Origin of the sequence: Permianibacter fluminis (assembly GCF_013179735.1) — a bacterium.
Lineage (GTDB): Bacteria > Pseudomonadota > Gammaproteobacteria > Enterobacterales > Permianibacteraceae > Permianibacter > Permianibacter fluminis.
Genome location: NZ_JABMEG010000001.1, coordinates 1,574,604 through 1,595,370, shown reverse-complemented (window position 1 = coordinate 1,595,370; position 20,767 = coordinate 1,574,604). Strand labels below are relative to the sequence as shown.

Genomic DNA, 20,767 nt, shown 5'->3' with positions numbered 1-20,767 from the left:
ATCGCCTAAGTTTGTACCCTCAGATCCTGAGATTTGGGGGTACAAACCTTTGCACTGTTGCAACCCCTAGTCTGTGTCAAATGTAAGGCCTGACCCTTGGTCACTGCACGGTGCAAAACCGCGTGCCAGCGTCATTTTTCAGTTCATCGTAGAATGCGGCTCCCCTGCCGGCGGAATAACGTTCTTCCCGGCCTTGTGTTTCCTTCTCAGGAGGAGTTTCCATGCTGCGCCGCACACATCGCGTTCTTGCCATTGCTGCATTGTTGACTGGCTCGTGGCTCACCTCGGCTCAGGCGGCAACAAGCCTGACACAGGGGGCATCACCCGCTGCCCAGCAGGCCGGTTATTACCGGATGACGCTCGGTGATTTTGCCGTTACCGCCCTGTCTGACGGTACCGTGGCATTGCCGGTGGACAAAATTCTGCTCAACACCAGCCCGGACCACGTCAACAAGGTGTTGGCGCATCACTACCTGTCGTCACCGCTGGCGACCTCGGTCAACACCTATCTGATCGACACCGGTGAGAAGCTGGTCATGATCGATGCCGGCGCCGGTTCACTGTTTGGCCCCACGCTGGGCAAGCTGGTAAACAGCATCAAGGCCGCGGGTTACCGCCCCGAGCAAATCGATGAAATCTACATCACCCACATGCACGGCGATCATGTCGGTGGCTTGAGCGCGAACGAGCAAATGCTGTTCCCCAACGCCGTTGTCCGCGCCGAACAAAAAGATGCCGACTATTGGCTCAGCCAAGCCAACCTCGATGCGGCACCGGCCGAAGGCAAAGGCAGTTTCCAAGGCGCACAGCTGTCACTGAAGCCGTACATTGCGGCCGGCAAATTCAAGCCGTTCAGTGGCGACACCGTGCTCACCACCGGCGTGCGCGCACAGGTCACTGGCGCCCACACCCCGGGCCACTCCATCTACGTGGTGGAAAGCAAAGGCGAGAAGCTGGTGTTGTGGGGCGACCTCATCCATGTGAGTGTGGTGCAAATGCCCAACCCGGACATTGCCATCCAGTACGACAGCGATGCCAAGAACGCCGTAGTCCAACGCCGAAAAGCGTTTGATGCCGCCGTGAAAGAAGGCCATTGGGGCGCAGCCGCGCACCTGCCCTTTCCCGGCATTGGCCACCTGCGCAAAGATGGCAACGGCTATCAGTGGATTCCAGTGAATTATCTAAACGACAAATGATGGCCAATACCTGATGTGTTGCTGAAAGACGCACACCGTGGACGCGCCGGCGAGATCGATCTTCTGCGATCTCGCTGGCGCGATGGCCTACATGGACGAATTAAAGGGCTTTGACCCTGAGGGCCCGCAACAAAATCGCAATCGAATTCCAGCGTATGGCGTCAATAAGGCGCAGCCGCATTGCGCCGTATGGTATTGAATCCGGCGCAATGCCCTTCGGTTATTTCGCCCTACCTCGCTGAGGGTGAAACGGCGGCTTGCTTCGCGATGCCGCCTTACGCGCTTTTACCCACCATTAATTAGTCGACCATAGACTTTATGGAGGGATTCATAGCGAGTAAATCCCGGGGCGGAAGTTGCCTCTTTAATGAGCGCGCGCAAGTTATTTTTTTCTGGTTCATTAAGCAACGTCGACAGAATTGACCAGTTTCTATGTGTCTCTTCTGAGTACTGAAAAGGTGTAGAGAGTGCAAATTCAACATGCTCTAGATACGGCACCGCAAAGCTGCCACCAATACTTTGAATAACATCCAGTTCGCGAAGTCTGACCAAAAGTTCAGCACAAACGCCTTCGCCGAAAAGATCGCTTCTCCACTGCCCTTCAGTGATCCCGCTTATACCATCCAAAATAAACCCAACCAATCTATCTGTTCGCAAGCTATTAATATTTATCACCGAAACATAGATGCCACAATACTTAGAACTGAACGCCTCAGAACAGATTTTATTCGGAATGTCCGCGGCCCGAATAAATACCTCCAGCGACCTTCCCAATCTCCTCGAAAGCAAAAACCAGTTGTCAGACAGGTCTTCAAGCTTAACTTCTGAAGCAAAACCCTCATACCCAGTTAAGGTTGAGACGGCGCCAGAAAGGAACAAATGATTTAATGAAACGCTTGTTGCAACTGCATTCAAAAGTTTAGGGATACCACCCATCTGAATTGCGACGTCTGCGACCAACCCTCCAAGCTTGGTCGACTCAAACTCCATAGCGGCAAGCAATACATCTTTTTCACCCTTCCAATTTCTATGTGGGACAGCCCTTGTTGTATTGGCGGTGGATGAATATACAAGCGCCACATAAACGGCAGCAGCAAGAGAAGTAACTTCACTTCTGGAAATAGCGTGTTCGATGAGAGAATAAAGGTTGCCACCAGCGCAGAAGGCTGAAAATTCAGCACTTTGCCCAGAACCTAAAAACCTTTCAGCTTTGCAGATGCCTAAAAGGAGATTGCGCACTTCATCCGCTGGTAATTTTTGTGCGCTTTTTAGCCTGCTAACTATAGTGCCAATAAACATACCCCATGGAATATCACTTAAAATCGCACCGGTAATATCAATTGACACTAGATGCTCAGCAGAAAATTTTCCTGAGTTAACGGCACTTTCGCCGACATTGCTAACGTAGTCTTTACCGCTAAAACCAACTTCGAAAATCTTCCAGCCTATTGAATCCCGCTCCCCCAGCAACAACTCATGCATATATTCACAGCATTGAGCCCAGTTCTCAGGAGATGCCCCTGCTATTGAGAACCTTCCAACATCCTTGACTGACGCCCCTCTAACTTCTTGAATTGAAAATATTTTTACAATTGCAAAAATTATTTCCTTTGCGACAGCAAGACTCTCGCCATAGGTTGCCGATTTTGACTTTAGAGATCTTTGTATCGCCTTTAGGGTTCTCTCAACGATAAATCCTTCGCCACTAATTGTGAAGAACATTTCAAGAGCTTTGGCCGTGTACCCATCGACATCCGGCCACTCTGTGATCGACCCAAACCCTTCTTTGAGCTGCTGATGTATTCGTCGCACAAACTCGTTATCTTGGGAAAGAATACCTGACGAGCCAAGACTTGACGCTATGAGACAAAGCTCTCTAGAGCTTCCATGAGACTGAGAAATTCGCCTGCCTAAAACAAGCCAGAAGCTTTCGCCGTGCGCATTCAAAATTTCCTCAAGCCCCTTTCCTTCTTCGGCGAATAGTGAAACTTGAACTGGCTCTCTAAGCAGTATCTCGATACCGGAATCAGGGTCGACGTTAAACAACATAGCAGCCATATTTCTTTTTAGTTCGCTGCCAAAAAGCCTTGTCGCTGAATCTGACGGAATAACTAAATTCATCATTCGCTCAGAAATAGACTCCCTTTGCATGCTTTCGATTACAAAATACGCAATGTGACTCAACGGAAACTTCCCGCCCCACTGAATGTAAATTGTACATATTTGATTTACAAAAAACTTTAACTCTCGTGGCGTTGGAAATGCGTATGATTTTTTCCCAAAAAAATCATACGCAATGAATATGTCGTGAAATTCATTATGGCGATTGTGGGGAATGGCATCATAAAGAAGGGAGGTCAGATAGTCTTTCCATCCGATCAGGATAGGAGGTGCCGCATAAAATCGAATTGACAAGCTCTTCTGAAGAAATGACTCTGCAATAGCAAATTTATCATCCTCTTCTGCCCCCCATATCTTCGTTAGCTGCGATTTTGCGTAAGGAACTATTGTCCAGATTTGGCTTTTCCAATTGACACGTTCTTTATGTGACAGGAAAACTTGCAATGTAGCCCAAATGAGCTGAGCCGCTTGCGCGTCAACCCTATCCAAGTTATCGACAACCAAAACAATTTTTCTATTTCCATGTTTGCCAAGCGCGTCACTCATCGCATCAAAAAAATGCTTTTCAAACTCAATCGACGTTGGCTCGCCGGTTGAAGTCGTTTCAGATTCGACATGCTGGTTTGGAGCGAAAGTAATGAACTCCCAATTATCAAGCTTAAAGACCTTTTTATTTTTAACGAACCGTAGGTAAAAGGACCAAATAAAAATGAATGCTACGGGTGAAAATGAAAAGAGGCCGAGGATAAATGACCAATTTACCGGGTATGACAAATTGAACGCTGCGAGTTTGCCGAGTCCGCCCTCTAATAGAGTTGTGGTGACCGGAAGCATTAAGAGTAGAAATGCGAAGAAATACCCTATCCCAGTTGGTTCGGTTTTTGGCTTTGACGTAGTTCTCTCTTTTCGGGAACGAATTTCTTGGAGTGTATTGCCCCACGCTTCTCGATTTAGCCAACCAGCCTCTGTGAGCTTGGCAACGATAGTTTCTAAGAATGAACGCCGCAATGGGTCTCCTGCATGTGCCCACGCGTCATAAACTATTACTTGCACATCTTCTGATAAGTCTCGGGAAAGTCTTCTGCTCACCATATTTACAATGGTTGACTTACCGGCCCCCCATTCCCCTTCCAATCCAATACTCTTACCGCTATTGGAAGCAATGATGAGATTTGCAATTGCATCTGCAGTCCTGCTGTGAGGACCAAGTCCGCCATATTTAGAGAAATAGTCATCATCTGCAGGGGCATCATTTAGAAAATTTACGTCTAAAGTAGGCGCTGTCCTGGTCATCTGTTGTCCTTCGGACTAATTGGGCCGGCTGCGGAGTCGTGGAAGGGGATCAGCTTCCCTTATCCACAATCAAAGGGGTCAGAGCCCTTTATCCACCACCGCTCCCCGCACCACCGGATATCCCAGATTCATCCAGCCATAAATCCCTTCATACAACACCGCTGATTTGTTGTAGCCACGTTCGCGCAATTTGCTGGTGACGTATTCGGCGGCGGCGCGTGGGCAGGAGCAGTACGCGACGATCATCACGTCTTTGGGCAGGGCGGCGGTGACGGTGTCAAAGTCGGAGTAATAGGGCAGCGGGAAAGAGCCTTCGATGTGGGCGGTTTGCCAGACGGAGGTGACGCGGGTGTCGAGCAGCACAATGCGCTGCTTGGCGGTGAGCGCGGCGGCCAGATCGGCAGCGGACACATAGAGATTGTCTTTCAGCGTAAAGCTTGGATCTTTACCGGCCGGGTTGAGCACGAACTTGTCGGGCGTCGGCAATGGCTGCAGCACGGTTTCGGTGGCCTTCCAGCCGCCAGCGCGGCTGCGCAGGAAAGCGGTGAGGCTGTTGATGTCGTCGGCGGAGAGTTTGTCTTTGAACGGTTGCATTGGGGTGCCATCGCGACCGTTCTGGATGGCGTAACGAATGAACTCGTCGCTGTTGTGCGCGAGCGCCGATGGATTGCCGAGTGCCGGTGCGCTGATGCCTTCACCGTTGCTGCCGTGGCAGGCTGCGCATTCTTTTTGGTAGAGCTCGCCGCCGCGGGCGACATCACCGTGCACGGGTTCGGTGGTCAGCGCGGCGCGCTCGACGCCGGATTGCTCGAACAGCCAGAAGGTCAGGTCCCAGGTTTCATCGAGCGTCATTGGGCCGCCGGCTTCATCGAGGTAGCCGCCCATGGCGGTGCCTTGCCGGCCGTATTGGATGGGCCGCAGCACCGCGTGCGGAATGCCGGATTCGAACAGCGATTTGCTGCGCAGTGACGGCGCGTGATCGTTGACGTGGCCTTGCCGGTCGGCGCCGTGGCAGAGCACGCAGTATTTTTGGTAATTGGCGGCAGCGCGCTCGCTTTGCTCAGGCGTGAGTTTGCGCACCGGCGGCAGGCCGGTGGGTTCGGCAGCGTGGGTGATTGGCAGGGCGAAAGCGGCCAGCAGTGGCAGTGCAACAAGAGCGAAGCGGGTCACGGGGAATCCTTTCGGGAATGCGGGCGGGTTTTGCCACAGCATACCGTGTGAGCGGGAGTTTTCTAGTACTGCTTTCTTGGTGTTGAGGTCACGCGGCGGCGCAGCATGGTGTTGGGACGTGGGATTGTTGGGGGCATGGGTTTGTTGGGGATAGTGGGCAGTTGTTTGGGCGGGAGGATTCACCCTCTCCCCGGCCCTCCCCCGTCGAGGGGGAGGGGGAAAACATCACCCCCAGCCGCTCGCTGATTCGTGGCGCTTCGTCAATATTCGCCTTCGCCCCGTCAAGGGAGAGGGGGAAAAGGCCGTGCGCTGCACAGCCACTCGCACACACCGCACTGTTGAATGTTGATGGTCGCTTTGTTTTGCCCTCTCCCTTGATGGGAGAGGGATTAAGGGAGAGGGTGGGCTTGGGACTTACTCGGTAGTGGAGGTTGGTATGTGCGGAGAGATTCACCCTCTCCCCGGCCCTCTCCCGTCAAGGGAGAGGGGGACGCCACGTCCCAGCCGCTCGCTGATTCGTGGCGTTTCGGCGGGACGAAGCAGTGCTTCGTCAATATCCGCTTTCGCCCCGTCGAGGGAGAGGGGGAAAGCCCACGTCGTTTCGTCTGTCACATTCGGCGAACCGTTCGGTCAGCTTGCGGTTTTCGGATCGAGCCGTGAGAACACCATGGTCCAGTTGGTTTCCCAGGTGGCGCCGGCATCTGGCGAGAACGCTTGCTCCCAGCTTGGGTTATCGCCGGTGTTTTTGCGCCAGACAAAGCGCACTTTGATCGGCATGCCGCGCAGGGTGTCGTTGGCGAAAAACTCACCGGTGTCGCCAGTGAAGCCGCCAATGACCGGAGTGTCGAGTTGATGCGGGCTGCGACCATCGAGCCACCAGATGGCCCAATTCCGGGTTTCGCGATTGAACGAGCGCAAAGCTGCCGCGCGCACATCGCCTTCCGGAAATTGCAGAATATTGTCTTCGACGTTGCCGTAACCACCGAGAAGATGGCGGGTGGAGCTGAGCCCGCGAAACGTGGTCCACTCGGTGCAGCCGGTCAAACGCGAATTCAGGCGTCGGTGCTGAACCTGCCAGTCGCCGATGATGAAATCAAAGTCGGTGGGCGCGGTGTGTTCATGTGGCAGAGCCATGGAATTCCCTTTTGTTTTCTGGCCCCGCAAAACCGCGGGGCGATGGTGATTGCAATATCCGGCCCTTCAACTTGCCAACAACTGCTTGTTGGTCAGCGCTACCGGGATATTGCCGTAGTCATTGAAGGCTTGGAAAAAATCCTTCATGACAAACGGCTTGTTCTGCTGCTCCAATTGTTTGGCGCGCTGTGCCATCAAGCGTTCGATCAGGTATTTGCCGACCACGTAGCTGGTGCCATAGCCTGGTTGGCGCAGGTACAGGTGCTGCTCAAACTTGAGCAGTTCGGGCTCGCGTCGCATCCAGTTGCGCGGCGTCCATTGCAGGTGCACCTGGCTCGCCTCTTCCATGGTCATCAGGTTGGCGTGGGCATACAGCGAACCGAGGCCACGGGCCGCGCGCTGGGCGAGCATGGTCCAGACGATTTCGCGTGTGCGCGGGTTGTCGTCATGCAGGCCCATGTGCATGAACATTTCTTCCACGCCGGTGGCGATGCCTTCGTTGCGGCTGTCCCAGATGTTGTACAGCAAAGGGCCGCGACGGATCGGGCTCACATGCGGTTCATCGCGCACTTGCGCCAGCTCGAACCAGTGATACCAGTGGCAGTACTGCGGCAGCGGGTCGTAGTGACGGCCGATATCAAAGAAATTGCGTTTGTCTTCTGGCACAAAGTCCAGCAGGTGTGCGCGCAGGGCCGGTTCCATGTTGGCCTTGATTGGCATCACTTGCTTGGCGGCCAGAAAGCGCATCAGTTTGCTGGCGGAATGGTCAGCGAGCTGAGCGTATTCCGCTGGTGTGTTGGCGGCTTTCATTGGCGGAAGATGGGCGTTGCGCTGCTCTTCCAGCTTCAGGTTGGCCCAGGCGCGATCCAGCTCGCGTTGCAGCAGCGCCACTTCCTGATCCCAGGTCAGCGGCACCAGATGCACATGCTGCTGGTACCAGGTGTAGTTTTCCTTGCCGATACCGGACGGGCCGGTTTTGCTGGGCGCTTGCGCTTGCAGCCAGCGGGTAAATTCGGCAGTGGCCGTCATGCCGGCAGCGATGGCGGCTTTGAGCGCGTCGCTGGCGTTCGCCTGCGTTTGTTCGGCCAACCATTGCAGATCGGCCTGCTGCTGCACCATGTTGTTGATGCCGGCATTCCATAAATCTTTGGCGTTGCCGTTCAGGTTTTCGCGCGCCTGCTTCAGCAGCGGCGGGATGACGGCAAGCTCGCGCGCCAGCTTGTCTTGATCAGCGGGCGACAGCGGAAAGCGGTATTGCCAGACTTCGACGGTGGCGTGATTGGTTGGCCCCTCATGATCCGGCACATCGCTCTGCTCCATCCACAGCGTCTGGTAGAACGCCGGATCGCGGACCCAGGGTTGCAAGACCCGGTGATTGAAATCAAAACCGTTCATCTCCGCCTGGACGATCTGCCAATCCACCTGTTTATCAACCGGCCATTGGCTGGTGTCGATTGCATGCAGCCGGGCCTGATAGTGCTTGAGCTCGGCGTGCGCCGCCGTGAACCGGGCCGCGGTGTAATCTGGCGCGCCGTCGCGCAAGGGCGGCCGCTCAAACGCGCGCCAGTCGTGAAAAAGTTTAACCAGTTGCTGGTGGCCTTTTTCCGCGGCAGCGGGATCGATATAGGATTGGTCAACGGCGTGAACGCCGTGCATCAGGGTGCTGAGCATGATGGTTCCTGCGCATGCGGTAACAATACGGGCCTCGCAGCTGCCGCGATTAGCGGCGCGCGACACAAACGGAATTCGGACCGGCTCTCAAACGGCTTGCTATGGTGCGGTGCGGAAGGCAAACAAATCGACAAGCCAGCATGCGGGCAATGTACACCGGCGCGTAGCTGTCGACAAACCCGGATAGCGGGCGGGAGAAATTACGCGACGATAAACAAGAAACGCGCGGTCACAGGGTCCGACGTGATTAGCCTGCGTCTTTCACCGGAACAGCACTAGGCATCGGAGTAGCTCACCGTGCTGCCGGTAAGCGTCACCATGCCGGCAAGCTTCCATTCCGCGAGGATGGTTTCCGGGATTGGCTCGGGGGTCATGTGCAAACTCTTCACATGGCTTTTCAGCCAGCTCAGAATTCTGGCTTTGGATTTTGGCCGGTTGGCGCCGGTCACTTGCAACTGCGCGAACAATTTGCTGGCGGCTTCTGACAGGGCAGCGGCGTTGTTGGCCTTGATTTTTACTTTGGTGACGGGTTTTGGTTTGGTTTTGGCTGATGCCTTGGTGCCAGCAGCAGCCTTGTTTGACGTAGATTTTGCAACTTGTGTTGCCGCTTTGCCCGCTGGCTCAGACTTGGCGGCCGGTTTTTTGGCTGGCGACTTCTTGGCCGTCACTTTGCTTGCGGCATTTGGTTCAACCAACTTGCAACTGCGGCCCAGCAATTCCAGATGGTTGATCAAGCCCTGATAGCCTTTGTCATTCGAGATCACATGAAAGTTGATGTCGGTGGCAGCGCGCTGGTGCTCGATACCCATATGAAATGCCAAATGAAAGTCGACGTTGTTTTTGCTGGAGGTCGGCACGGTGATGAGATCAACGTGGCACACGCCTGAGGCGGGCAAGGCATCAAACTTGATGCTCTTGTTCTGCGGCCCGCAGAACACCAACACCCGCTGGTAGGCGGCAAGGTTTACCGACTCCAGCGACCGGACGTTTTCATAGTCGACAAAGGCCCAGTTCATAGCTGCATCCTTTCAACGTGCCGTAGCGCCTGCGTTGGGCAAGACTACGGCAGTCCGGTGCCGGCTGACAATTCCCCCGGCGAGCGGTTCTGGTTGACCGTGCATGGAATGCAATCAGCGCGGCCTATAGCAAATCCAACCCCAACCTCAACCGAACCCTAAGCTCAACCCCATGCTTAACCCAACCAGGTCTTGATGAAAGGCGCCAGATTGGGAATCAAATCCGTCCAGCCATGCAGCAGCACCAGCAACAACAGATTCCGGGTGCGCGCCCACAGCACACCGAACATCAGGCCAATCGGCGAGACCACGACAACGGTATAAGCCATGGCGGTGAACACATCGGGCGCGCCGGACATGCCTTCCATGGCATAAGCACCGCGCAATACATAGCCGGGGGCATGGGCGAGGCCGAACAACAGCGCCATCACGACAATGCCGACTGTTTCGGAACGAAAGAATTGGGCAGCGCGGGTTTGCAGCAACACCCGGAACAGAAATTCTTCGGTCAGGCCGGCTTCGAGGCTCATCCACAGCAATGCCAGCGGCGCCATGACGGCAACAAGCCAGCCCGGCTGCTCCAGTGCCGCGATACGCTTGGGCCCCTGCCCGATCAACAACTGCAGGCCAAGTAGCAAAACGGCCATGATGATCAGCACGCGCCAGCCACTGCGGCCGGAACCGAGTGAACCCAAACTGAATCTGCCAAACAGGTCGCGCCAACGATAACCCATGCGGGTGAAGAGCCACGCCGGAATCAGTACCATGGCCGCCAGCTTTGCCAACAAGATAACAACTTCTTGCGGTTGCTCTGCGGTCACCAAGGCTTTCAGTGCGCTCAAGCCCCAACCCAGAAACAGTAAGGAAAACAGCAGCAGATAGCCGGCGATTGCGCCGAATTCCTTGCCCGGCTGATGCACCACGGCAGCAACCGGTTTGATGCCGATGGTGACGAGCCAGGCGGCAACGGACAGGCCAATGCCAAAGATCAGCAACACAGCAAGGTATTCACCGGCTTCAAACGACTGTGAACGACCAAGCAGTAACAGTGACAACGCATAAATGCCGAGATAGCTGAGCACAGCTACCGGCGCGATGAGATTCCGCTTCATGACATCTTTACCTTGAAGACTGCGATGTGATCTTTGCCTGACCGGACGCGGTCATGCTGATTCACGCCAGCGCGCACTTGCGCGAGCGGCGCCTAGCTGAACACAAGCCGAGCGTTCAGGTTCGCGACGGCCGTGCGAAAACTGTTACCGATGATTTCCGCTGCCGGCTGGCTGAGCTTCCGGTCTGCTGTGATTCGATGACAGCAGGATATACCAATGGCACGAGCTCACCACAAACGGCGGCCGGGGCCTCATGATTGATGTCTGGTTCAGCACCGTCATGGCGTGCTCGGATCATTCACGCGTTCGGTCACACGAGCTCAGGCTTTGGTGGCAAGCTGGTTCAACAGATCGCTCACGGCCATGGGCTTGGCGAACAGCCAGCCTTGGGCATATTGCACACCGTGCGCGCGCAGGAAGCTGGCTTGTTCGCCGGTCTCAACGCCTTCAGCAATCATCAGATAGTTCAGGGATTTCGCCATCTCGATGATATGGCGGACCACTTGACTGGTCGGGGCGTCGGTGCCGAGCGTATCGACGAAGGATTTGTCGATCTTCAGATAATCAACGGCGAATTTTTCAAGGTAGGCAAGGCTGGAATAGCCAGTACCAAAATCATCAATCGCGACCTTGCAACCCATTGCCCGCAGCGCCGTCACCCGGGACCGCGCGACCTCGGCGTCGAGAAAGCCGCGCTCGGTCGCTTCGATCACGATGTTGTGCGGTTCGGCAGCACCGTCCTGCAGCAGATTGCCGAGCGCCGGCAACAGTTGCGGCGACTCGATGTCTTTTGCCGACACGTTGATCGCGACATGAAATTCGGGATAACGGGCAAAAACCGGTTTCATGTCGTTACCGGCCAGCTGCAAGACCCGCTCGGTCAGGCGCAGGATCAAATCCGATTCTTCCGCCACCGGGATAAACACATCGGGTCGCACCCATTCGCCATCACTGCGCCGCCAGCGGATTAACGCTTCGGCGCCCACCCAGCGACCGCTTTGCAATTCCACCAGCGGTTGATACTGCAGGAAAAATTCGTTGCGTCGCAGCGCTGCCCGGATCTGGTTTGGCATGGACGACTGCGCCACCGCCAGCCGCCAGATGATCAGCGCCAGAACCAAGCCACACAGCACGCCGATAGGTACCATGCGCAGCGCCAGTTGTTGCTGACGAAGCGCCAACTGGCGAGCGGGAATGGCCGCGTACGAGGCATAGTCGCCAACAGTCGAACGAATGATGGCGACCGTGTAGTCGCCACCCCAAAAGGCCACCCGCTCGCGCTCGCCCAGCCGGTCAATCCAGCGCGCATCAAACGGGCCGCGTGACAGCAGCGTCTTCTTGCTGCTGCGGGCAAAACTGCCGAGCGCAATGCCGGGGTCGTCGACAAATACTTCGGTACTCAGGCCGCGATGAACCACGGCGGCAAAGCCGCCTTTTTCCGACATGGCGTAGAAATGCCCCGAGCCCGGCGGCAACTCGACATTGATGCGCGTTGCATAGCCATTACCACTGATGTAATCGGGGGCACCGACCGGGAAGCGCTCGCCATGCAAGCCGTAGGCGCTGCATTCGAGGTAGTTGTTGCGAACATGACCCACGGTTTGCAGATACGGTGAAGCACTGTCGATATCGGCCATCGCTTTCAGATTGACGGCAGAACACGGGTGCGCCGGATCCAGGTTTTGCAGCGTATCGATGGCGGCAATGATTTGTCGACTGGACTCATCACTGCGCCGCAAGACCTCCGTTGCCAACACCTCGGCATAATGCTGCTCCTCTTTGATGCTTTGGCTGTTAGCCAGGTAAAGCGAGATGAGTGCCGGTGCGATACTCGCCACCAGCCCCACTGTCAGCGCCAATGCTGCCACTCGCTTTACCACGCTAAAAAACCCCTGTTCTTTTGCCATGCTGCGGCGACTGTCACCACCGCATTTCGTGGCAATGCGCTAATCGATTACAGTTCAGAAAACCCTTTCGGTCAGCGATTTCTCATAACGAAGCATCTGCGGCCATGCTCACGTTCAACTGCTGCGCCAGATCTGCTGCCGTCATCGGCTGACCGAACCACTGCCCCTGGGCGTAGCGCACGCCGGCACGTTGCATCTGTTCAAGTTGGGACTGGCTATCAATGCCTTCGGCAATCATTTCCAGCTGCAACGCCTTGCCGATGGCGATGATGTGCTGCACCACCTGGCTGGTCGCGGCGTCGGTGCCTACTGTACTGACGAACGCGCGATCAATTTTTAGAAAGTCCAGCGTGAACCGTTCGAGATGCGACAGCGTGGAAAAGCCGGTGCCAAAATCATTGACCGCGACCCGGCAGCCGACCGCACGAATGGCGGCCACCTGCGGCTGCACTTGCTCGGCATGCAGAAAACCGCGTTCGGTAATTTCCACCAGCAGCTGTGCCGGCGGTAAACCCAGCTTTGCCGTCAGTTGCTGCAGCTGCGCCGGCAACGCCGGGTTTTCGATGTCGATGGCCGAAACATTGACGGCAACCCAGAACTCGGGCCGTTGTTGCAACAGCCGGCGCAGATCGTGACCGATCAAATTCAGCACGCGCTCGGTAATGGCGGGCATCAGGCCAACGGATTCCGCCACCGGCAAAAACAACCCGGGCCGGACAATGGCGCCGTCACGCCTACGCCAGCGCACAACGGCCTCGACCCCGCAGCAGCGGCCGGTTGCCAGTTCAAACAAGGGCTTGTATTGCAGGAACAGTTCGTTGCGCGCCAATGCAGTTTGCAGCTGTGCTTTCATTGAGCTTTGCGCGCGCGCCGTGCGCAAGATCAGCACTGTCAACAGCACACCAACCACCAGACCGAGCGGCAAGGACCAAAGCGCCAACTCCCACATGCGGCCATGCAAATGTTGGGCGGGAATGCTGGCATAGGCGACGAAATCGCCCACCGTCGAGCGCACCATGGCAATAGTGTGCTTGCCATCAAAGAAATGCGTGCTGCCTTGGGCCGGCATGTGCGCCAACCACTCAGCGGAAAAGTCGCCGCGATTGGCGACCAGTTGCCGGCTGGTGTAGCCCACCAAGCCGACCCCAATGTCAGCTTCGCTGGCGAACACGTCGATGGCCAGATCGCGATGTACCAATGCGGCAAAGCCATTTACTTCCGAGACAAAGAAATGCCGCCCTGACCCCGGCACCAGCTCGACCGACCGGCGAATGGAATAGCCCTTGCCGCTGACGTAATCCGGCGGCCCGAGATAAATCCCTTTTTCGTGTAAACCTTGAGATGAACAGCGCAAATGGTTGTCACTGATATGGCCGACCAACTGCAAATAGCTGGCGCCCAGATCAATGGCCTGCATGGCCGCCAGACTGGCCGGTGAACAACTGTGATCGGGATCGACTTGCTTGAGGTGCGCCAGCGCAGCGTAAATTTGCTCGGCCACGTTATCACTGCGCCGGCGAACTTCATTGGCAATGGCGAGCGCCCGCTGCTGCTCATCTTCGACACTTTGCCGGTTGGCCAGATACACCGACACGGCCAGCGGAATCGTGGTGGCCACCAAGCCCACGGCCAGCGCGAGCACCACCATGCCCTTGTTCACAGCGCGAACACCTTGCATCGCACAGGGCCGGACCGCTTGCTGCGTTCGCAGACCAGTCCGTGGTGATGGTGACTGCCTATCGCCGGCACAAACTGCCCTCTCGCTGCTGATGACGGCGACCGCGTGGTGCCGACTGCCATTCGCCCCGTGCGGGCTGGCACCGAGTATAGACAGCCACTTCAGGCGGCGGCGAGCCGCTTGGACACTTTGTCACAATTGTGCCTGCGCTCATTGGCAGCGGTGCGCAAGCCAATTGTCTGACCTTCAGACAAAGGCCCGAATGACAGCAATCACGCGCTCGATATCGGCGGCGCTGACATCCAGATGGGTGACTAGTCGCAAGCGATACAGGCCGGTGCTGACAATGCCGTGTTGCTTCAAATGCTCCGTAAAAGCGGACGCGCGCTCCGGCGCGACATTCAGAAACACCATATTGGTCTGCACCGGTTCGGCCGTGATGCCGGGCAAACCGGCGAGGCCCTCGGCCAAGCGTTTGGCGTTGGCGTGATCATCTGCCAACCGCGCAACATTGTGCTGCAGTGCATACAAACCGGCGGCAGCCAGAATGCCGGCCTGACGCATGCCGCCGCCGACCATCTTGCGCCAACGTTTGGCGCTGTGGATGAAGTCCTTGTTGCCAAGCAGCACCGAGCCTACCGGTGCGCCCAAGCCTTTGGACAGGCAGATCGACACGCTGTCAAACGGCTGCGCCAGCGCGCGTTCCGATTTGCCACTGGCGACCACGGCATTGAAAAAACGCGCGCCATCCAGATGACAGCTCAAGCCTTTTTTGCGCGCCAGCGCGGTCGCCTGCTCGACGTAGTCTTGCGGCAGCACTTTTCCGTGCCAGGTATTTTCCAATGCCAGCAAGCGTGTGCGGGCAAAGTGGGCATCGTCTGGTTTGACTGCCGCTTCGATTTTATTGAGCGGCAGTGTGCCATCGGCGGCATGTTCAATCGGCTGCGGCTGAATGCTGCCGAGCACCGCGGCGCCGCCGGCTTCGTATTTGTAGGTGTGGGCATCCTGGCCGACGATATATTCATCACCGCGCTGGCAATGGCTAAGCAGGGCGATGAGATTGGATTGAGTGCCGCTCGGGACAAACAGACCGGCCTCGAAGCCGAGCCGCTCCGCCAATGTGGCCTGCAGCCGGTTGACGGTGGGATCGTCACCAAAAACATCGTCACCGACTTCGGCATCGGCCATGGCCAGGCGCATGGCATTGCTGGGACGGGTGACGGTGTCACTGCGCAGATCGATCAGTTTTTCAGACATGGGAGCACACGGTGTTGGCAGGCGTGCGCAGAGAGTAACACTGGGCCGGTGTGTGACTCAAAAAGTGGTGGATGGTGTTGGATGGTCTCGGAGAGTCTGGGATGGTTTGGACCGACGGGAGCTTTCAGTATTGCGAGCAACCAATGGTCGGCGGGGCTCGTCGCGATATCACCCCACCCCGGCCCTCCCCTTTGCAGGGGAGGGGGTGCTGTCGAATCGTTAGCTCGAGCGGCAACGTTTCAGTAGAGGGCTATTGCAGAAAATACGGAGCTGCTCGTTCCCCAGTTGGCGCAGCTGGGCAAATGCTGCAGTTTGCTGTTGAGACAAACCCACGTTTTCAACAAGCGCCGCTATCCAGATCACAGGTCAATGGCGCTTGATCACCTTGCACACCGACAACATGCAATTGATTCTGCAAGAATTCGCGCCATTGCTCCGGCTTGCCGAGATACTGACTCCATGGCAGCACGGTCAATGTGCCGCCGGTTTCCAGTACCAGGGTCGGAAAACCGCGACCGCCGACATCACTGAGCAAGCGTCGGCTTTGTTCGACATGTTGCAGCGTCGCGTTGCCTTGCAGGCTGGCAAACATCGGCGTGAACTGGGCAGCAGCCAAACCGATTTCCTCGGCGCAGTTGATCAGTACATCCGCATTCGCAATGCGCCGACCTTGAACGTAGTGCGCACGTTGCAGATGCTTGAGCAACGCAAGACCAGCACCCGCGAGTTGCTCGGCAGCGAGGATGGCGGTGATCGGCGGTTCGGAATCGAAAACCGCGCTGGGGTCGCGCAACAAGCCGTCGCGATAGGCTGCACCAAATGGCTGGCCGGTCATGGCCTCGATGCGGGCATCGTGCGGCAGCACGTAGTCGCGCAATCGCGGCGTCACCGTTTGCCGCTGGCGGCCCATCATCATGCCGCCGGCGTGCAACACAACGCGAAAACGGCTGGCTGTTTCTGTGGCTGAGCCCGTTGTGACTGAACCTGCTGTACCTGAACCTGCTGAGCCCAATCCTGCCGCGGCCAACTGCGCTGCCACTTCAAGTAGCGGCGCGGCGGCGTAACACCAACCGCAGAGCGGATCGAAAATATAGTGCAGACTCGCGCCGCCAGTGGCGACGCGAGTCTTTTCGGTTTCGGACGTCGTTTCGGGCGTCGTATCTGACGTTGGGCCGGTCGTACTGACACTTACCATTTCATTTCACCTGTGTTCACTTTGGCGCCGATATCGAGCGCAATCGGCAAACCGGCATCCGGGTATTTCTGCTGCATGGTGGCGATCAGCGCAGCGCTGTCTTTGGCGCCGGCCAGCTCGCGTTCGAAGGTCGCCAGATAGGCCTGACTGTAGCGCACGGCGGACAGATCATGCGCAGCGCCAACTTGGGCATGGCCGGGCACCACGATGGCCGGTTGCAGCGCTGCTATCCGCTCCAGTGCCCGACTCCAGGCGGCGCGCAGTTCCGGGGTTTGGGTATCAGCGGTCCACAGATGCAAACCGGCAAAAACGTTGACGCCACCGAGCACTGCGCGCAAGTCCGGGACCCAGACAAAACTGCGCGCTGGCAGCTCGCTATCCAGACCTTTGATTTCCAGCCGATGACCTTCGAGCAGGATCACATCACCCGTCAACACCGACGGAATGATCGGCTGTTGCGGACCGTTGGCGCCGAGCTTCGGGCCCCAGAACGCGACTTTCTTGGCGACGGTATTGCGAATCCAGTCGACGGTGGGCTGGCTCGCGACAACTTTTGCCTGCGGGAAAGCTTGGGTGATTACTTCGAGCCCGAAGTAGTAATCCGGATCACCGTGGCTGATGTAAATCGTGGTCAGATTTTTCTGGCTGGCGAGAATATCAGCGACCAGACGGTGGGCATCGACGCGGGTGAATTGACCGTCGATCAACACGGCGTCGCGCTCGCCGGCCAGCAACACCGAATTGACGTGAAAACTGTTGCTGTCGGCGTTGTAGACCTTGAGTGTCAGAGCGGCGGTTTTGCTGGGTGTGGCTTCCGTGGCGTTAGCCAAGTTGGCCATAGCAGTGTTGGTCAGCGCCAGCGCGAACAGGCCGGGCAGCAGGGTGCGTTGCAGGGTAAGGCTGGTCATGGCAGGACTCCGTTAATCCGTTGGGGCTGGGGCGCGGGGGTTGAAGCGTTAAGGCCGGTGCGGCGGTGAACGTCGGTGGTCGCCGCGGCATGGACGGCACTGTAGGCGCTTGATTCGACCGGATATAGCCGCCAAACTGCGCTTGTTTGTTGCATAAATCGAGCGAATGGGGCGAACGAGATGGATCGGTTGATGGCCATGCGGGTCTTTGTCGAAGTCGCCCAGCGCGGCAGCCTGACGGCAGCGGCTGACAAACTGGAGCTGTCGCGGGCGATGACGACCCGCTACGTCGCCGAGCTGGAGCGCTGGCTCGGCACCCGCTTGCTGCAACGGACGACGCGGCGGTTGTCGCTGACCGAGGCCGGCGACGCCTGCCTGCAGCGCTGCCGGCAGATGCTGGAACTGGCCGATGATGTCGAGCAGATCGCCGGTCAGCGTGACGTCGAGCCGCGCGGGCTCATCCGTGTCACTACCAGCTCGTCGTTCGGGCAGACCCAGCTGGCGCCGGCCATCAGCCGTTATTTGCGTCGCTACCCGCAAACCCGAGTCGATCTGCTGATGGTCGATCGCACAGTCAATCTGGTCGAGGAACGGATTGATCTGGCAGTGCGCATCAGCAATGAACTCGACCCGGCGCTGATCGCGCGAAGGCTGGCGCCCTGCCATTCGGTGCTGTGCGCCACGCCAGCGTATCTGGCCGAACGGGGCCAACCGCAGACGCCGGCGGAACTCAGCGAACACGACTGCCTGACCTATTCCTACTTTGGCAAAAGTCAGTGGCGGCTGCGCTGTGGCGATGACGAGCAGCTGATCAGCGTTGCCGGCAAATTGAGCGCCAACGAAGCCACGGTCTTGTTGCACGCCACGCTTGCCGACGCCGGCATTGCAATGCAACCGACCTATCTGGTGGCGCCGCTGCTCAACGCGGGCAGCCTGGTGCGGGTGCTGCCGGACTGGCAACCGGTGTCGATGAACATTTACGGCGTTTACGCCTCACGCCGGCATGTCCCGGCGACCCTGCGCACCCTGCTCGACTTTCTGGTCGAACAATTTGGCCCGCACCCCAGTTGGGACCGGGTATTGCAAAACTCCCGCTAATAGCTCGCGGCAATCAAACCGTGACAACCCGCTCGCGCCAAGCAGACCGCGCCAGCACGCTGTCAGCAGCGACAGTGCGTCGCCAGCAAAGCGCCAGCCAAAGCCGTATCATCAGCGCCAATCCTTCCTCGGTAACGCCTGCTCATGACTGCCTCCGCCACACCCGATATGACCCTGGTCAAGCCCGACCAACACGGCAAGACCGGCCGTGCCGTGATCCGCACCTTGTTGCCTTTTCTGAAACCGTATCGCTGGCGCATTGCCTTGGCGCTCAGCTGCCTGCTGGGCTCCAAGCTCGCCAACCTCGGCGTGCCGATGCTGATGAAATCGCTGGTCGATGGCCTGAACGTGGCGCCGAGTCTGCTGGTGTTGCCGGTGGCGCTATTGATTGCTTACGGCGCCTCGCGGGTGTCGGTCAGCTTCTTCAATGAAATGCGCCAGATTGTTTTTGCCCGGGTCATGGCCCGCAGCGCCCGCACGGTGACGCTGCTGGTGTTCCGGCATTTGCACGCGCTGTCCTTGCGCTTTCATCTGGCCCGGCGCACTGGCGGCGTCTCGCGTGATGTCGAGCGCGGCGGCACTGCCATTTCCGATCTGCTGGATTGGACGCTGTATACGATTGTGCCGACCATTCTGGAAGTGAGCCTGGTCACCATTGTTCTGGTCATCAAGTACGACGCTGGCTTTGCTGTGATTACCCTGCTGACACTAATGGCCTATATCTATTGGACCTTCCGGATCACACGCTGGCGCAACAAGTTTTATCAACAAGCGGTGGAAGCCAACACCGCCGCCAGCGCCAAGGCGGTCGACTCGCTGCTCAATTACGAAACCGTCAAATACTTCAACAACGAGGAGCACGAAGCCCGTCGTTACGATGAAACGCTGATCCGGCAGGAAGATGCCAACGTCAAGGCGTTGAAGTCGCTGGCTATCTTGAATACCGGTCAGGTTGCGATCATCAGCCTCGGCGTTACCGCGATGATGTGGCGCGCCTCGGCCGGGGTGGTTTCGGGCGCGATGACAATCGGCGATCTGGTGCTGGTCAATGCCTATTTGCTGCAATTGGCCAGTCCGCTGAATTTTCTCGGCATGATGTACCGCGAAGTGAAGCAGGCACTGACCAATATCGAGCGGCTGTTCGGTCTGCTTGATGAACCGCAAGAAGTCGCCGACAAACCCGATGCCAGGCAGCTACAGACCCAGAATGCCGAGGTCCGTTTTGATGATGTCCACTTCGGTTACGACAGCCGGCGGGAAATTTTGCACGGCGTCAGCTTTCGCGTGGCGCCGGGCGAAACGATTGCTGTGGTCGGCCATTCCGGTAGCGGCAAATCCACGCTCGCCCGCTTGCTGTACCGGTTTTACGATGTTGGTAGCGGCAGCATCCGGATTGATGGTCAGGATATCCGTGATCTGACCCAAGATTCGGTGCGCAGCGCCATCGCCATCGTGCCGCAGGACACCGTGCTGTTTAACGACAATATTCTGTACAACATCCGCTACGGCCGGCCGGACGCAACCGACGAGGAAGTGTATGCCGCCGCGCGTGCCGCCCACATTCACAATTTCATCACCACCTTGCCGGACGGTTATCAAACCGAGGTCGGCGAGCGTGGCCTGAAACTCTCAGGCGGTGAGAAGCAGCGAGTGGCGATTGCCCGCGCCTTGCTGAAAAATCCGGCGATTCTGATTTTTGATGAAGCGACCTCAGCGCTGGATTCACGCTCGGAGAAAGCGATTCAGGAAGAGCTGGATCGGATCGCGGTCGGGCGCACCACGCTGGTGATCGCCCACCGCTTGTCCACGGTGATGAATGCCGACGAGATTCTGGTGCTGGATCATGGCCGGATCATCGAGCGTGGCAAGCACGCCGATCTGCTCGCGGCCAACAGCCATTACGCGGCGATGTGGCGGCTGCAATTGCAGGCTGCCGAAAAAGCGGCCGACGGCATCGAGTCGCCGGTAACGGGCTGAGCGCGGTCGCATTGCACGCCGCCGTTCGGCGGCG

14 protein-coding genes are annotated in these 20,767 nt (G+C 57.4%); 3 read left to right on the top strand and 11 right to left on the bottom strand.

Features of this window, described 5'->3' with window-relative positions:
• The first annotated feature begins 221 nt into the window (after positions 1 to 221).
• A complete protein-coding gene (locus HPT27_RS06865) occupies positions 222 to 1,196 on the top strand; it encodes an MBL fold metallo-hydrolase (protein WP_172240839.1) in 975 nt (324 codons plus the stop codon).
• 285 nt (positions 1,197 to 1,481) lie between these two features.
• Here the strand turns inward: HPT27_RS06865 and HPT27_RS06860 are convergent, their stop codons facing one another.
• The 11 genes from HPT27_RS06860 to HPT27_RS06810 all read right to left on the bottom strand — a co-directional run bounded on the left by HPT27_RS06860 (position 1,482) and on the right by HPT27_RS06810 (position 17,658).
• Entirely contained in the window at positions 1,482 to 4,610 is a 3,129-nt protein-coding gene (locus tag HPT27_RS06860; protein WP_172240836.1) for a P-loop NTPase fold protein, read from the bottom strand.
• A gap of 78 nt (positions 4,611 to 4,688) precedes the next feature.
• Positions 4,689 to 5,780, bottom strand: coding sequence for a c-type cytochrome (locus HPT27_RS06855; protein ID WP_211197876.1), 1,092 nt, complete (start codon positions 5,778 to 5,780; stop codon positions 4,689 to 4,691).
• Positions 5,781 to 6,410: 630 nt separating this feature from the next.
• Positions 6,411 to 6,914, bottom strand: a complete 504-nt coding sequence (locus tag HPT27_RS06850; protein ID WP_172240830.1) for a DUF1579 domain-containing protein — start codon at positions 6,912 to 6,914, stop codon at positions 6,411 to 6,413.
• A 66-nt stretch (positions 6,915 to 6,980) separates the two neighbouring features.
• The gene (locus HPT27_RS06845) at positions 6,981 to 8,585 is read right to left on the bottom strand and encodes a DUF885 domain-containing protein (protein ID WP_211197875.1); all 1,605 of its coding nucleotides are present in this window, start codon (positions 8,583 to 8,585) and stop codon (positions 6,981 to 6,983) included.
• Between the two features lie 275 nt (positions 8,586 to 8,860).
• Positions 8,861 to 9,601: a PIN domain-containing protein gene (locus tag HPT27_RS06840; RefSeq protein WP_172240827.1), complete on the bottom strand. Its 741-nt coding sequence runs from the start codon at positions 9,599 to 9,601 to the stop codon at positions 8,861 to 8,863.
• 176 nt (positions 9,602 to 9,777) lie between these two features.
• Positions 9,778 to 10,713 (bottom strand): CPBP family intramembrane glutamic endopeptidase, encoded by a 936-nt coding sequence (locus HPT27_RS06835; RefSeq protein WP_172240824.1) that lies wholly within the window; start codon positions 10,711 to 10,713, stop codon positions 9,778 to 9,780.
• Positions 10,714 to 11,033: 320 nt separating this feature from the next.
• Entirely contained in the window at positions 11,034 to 12,593 is a 1,560-nt protein-coding gene (locus tag HPT27_RS06830) for an EAL domain-containing protein (protein ID WP_172240821.1), read from the bottom strand.
• A 109-nt stretch (positions 12,594 to 12,702) separates the two neighbouring features.
• Positions 12,703 to 14,280: an EAL domain-containing protein gene (locus HPT27_RS06825; protein WP_172240818.1), complete on the bottom strand. Its 1,578-nt coding sequence runs from the start codon at positions 14,278 to 14,280 to the stop codon at positions 12,703 to 12,705.
• 264 nt (positions 14,281 to 14,544) lie between these two features.
• Positions 14,545 to 15,555 carry a low-specificity L-threonine aldolase gene (ltaE, locus tag HPT27_RS06820; protein ID WP_211197874.1) on the bottom strand — a complete coding sequence of 337 codons (1,011 nt, stop codon included), beginning with the start codon at positions 15,553 to 15,555 and terminating at the stop codon, positions 14,545 to 14,547.
• Between the two features lie 337 nt (positions 15,556 to 15,892).
• A complete protein-coding gene (locus tag HPT27_RS06815) occupies positions 15,893 to 16,654 on the bottom strand; it encodes a DsbA family protein (RefSeq protein WP_407951134.1) in 762 nt (253 codons plus the stop codon).
• A gap of 89 nt (positions 16,655 to 16,743) precedes the next feature.
• Complete coding sequence (locus HPT27_RS06810; RefSeq protein ID WP_172240812.1) at positions 16,744 to 17,658, bottom strand: MBL fold metallo-hydrolase; 915 nt, start codon at positions 17,656 to 17,658, stop codon at positions 16,744 to 16,746.
• 180 nt (positions 17,659 to 17,838) lie between these two features.
• Here HPT27_RS06810 and HPT27_RS06805 point away from each other — a divergent pair, with 180 nt between their 5' ends.
• Positions 17,839 to 18,756, top strand: coding sequence for a LysR family transcriptional regulator (locus HPT27_RS06805; RefSeq protein WP_172240809.1), 918 nt, complete (start codon positions 17,839 to 17,841; stop codon positions 18,754 to 18,756).
• Between the two features lie 168 nt (positions 18,757 to 18,924).
• A complete protein-coding gene (locus HPT27_RS06800; protein WP_235950973.1) occupies positions 18,925 to 20,733 on the top strand; it encodes an ABCB family ABC transporter ATP-binding protein/permease in 1,809 nt (602 codons plus the stop codon).
• Positions 20,734 to 20,767 lie beyond the last annotated feature (34 nt).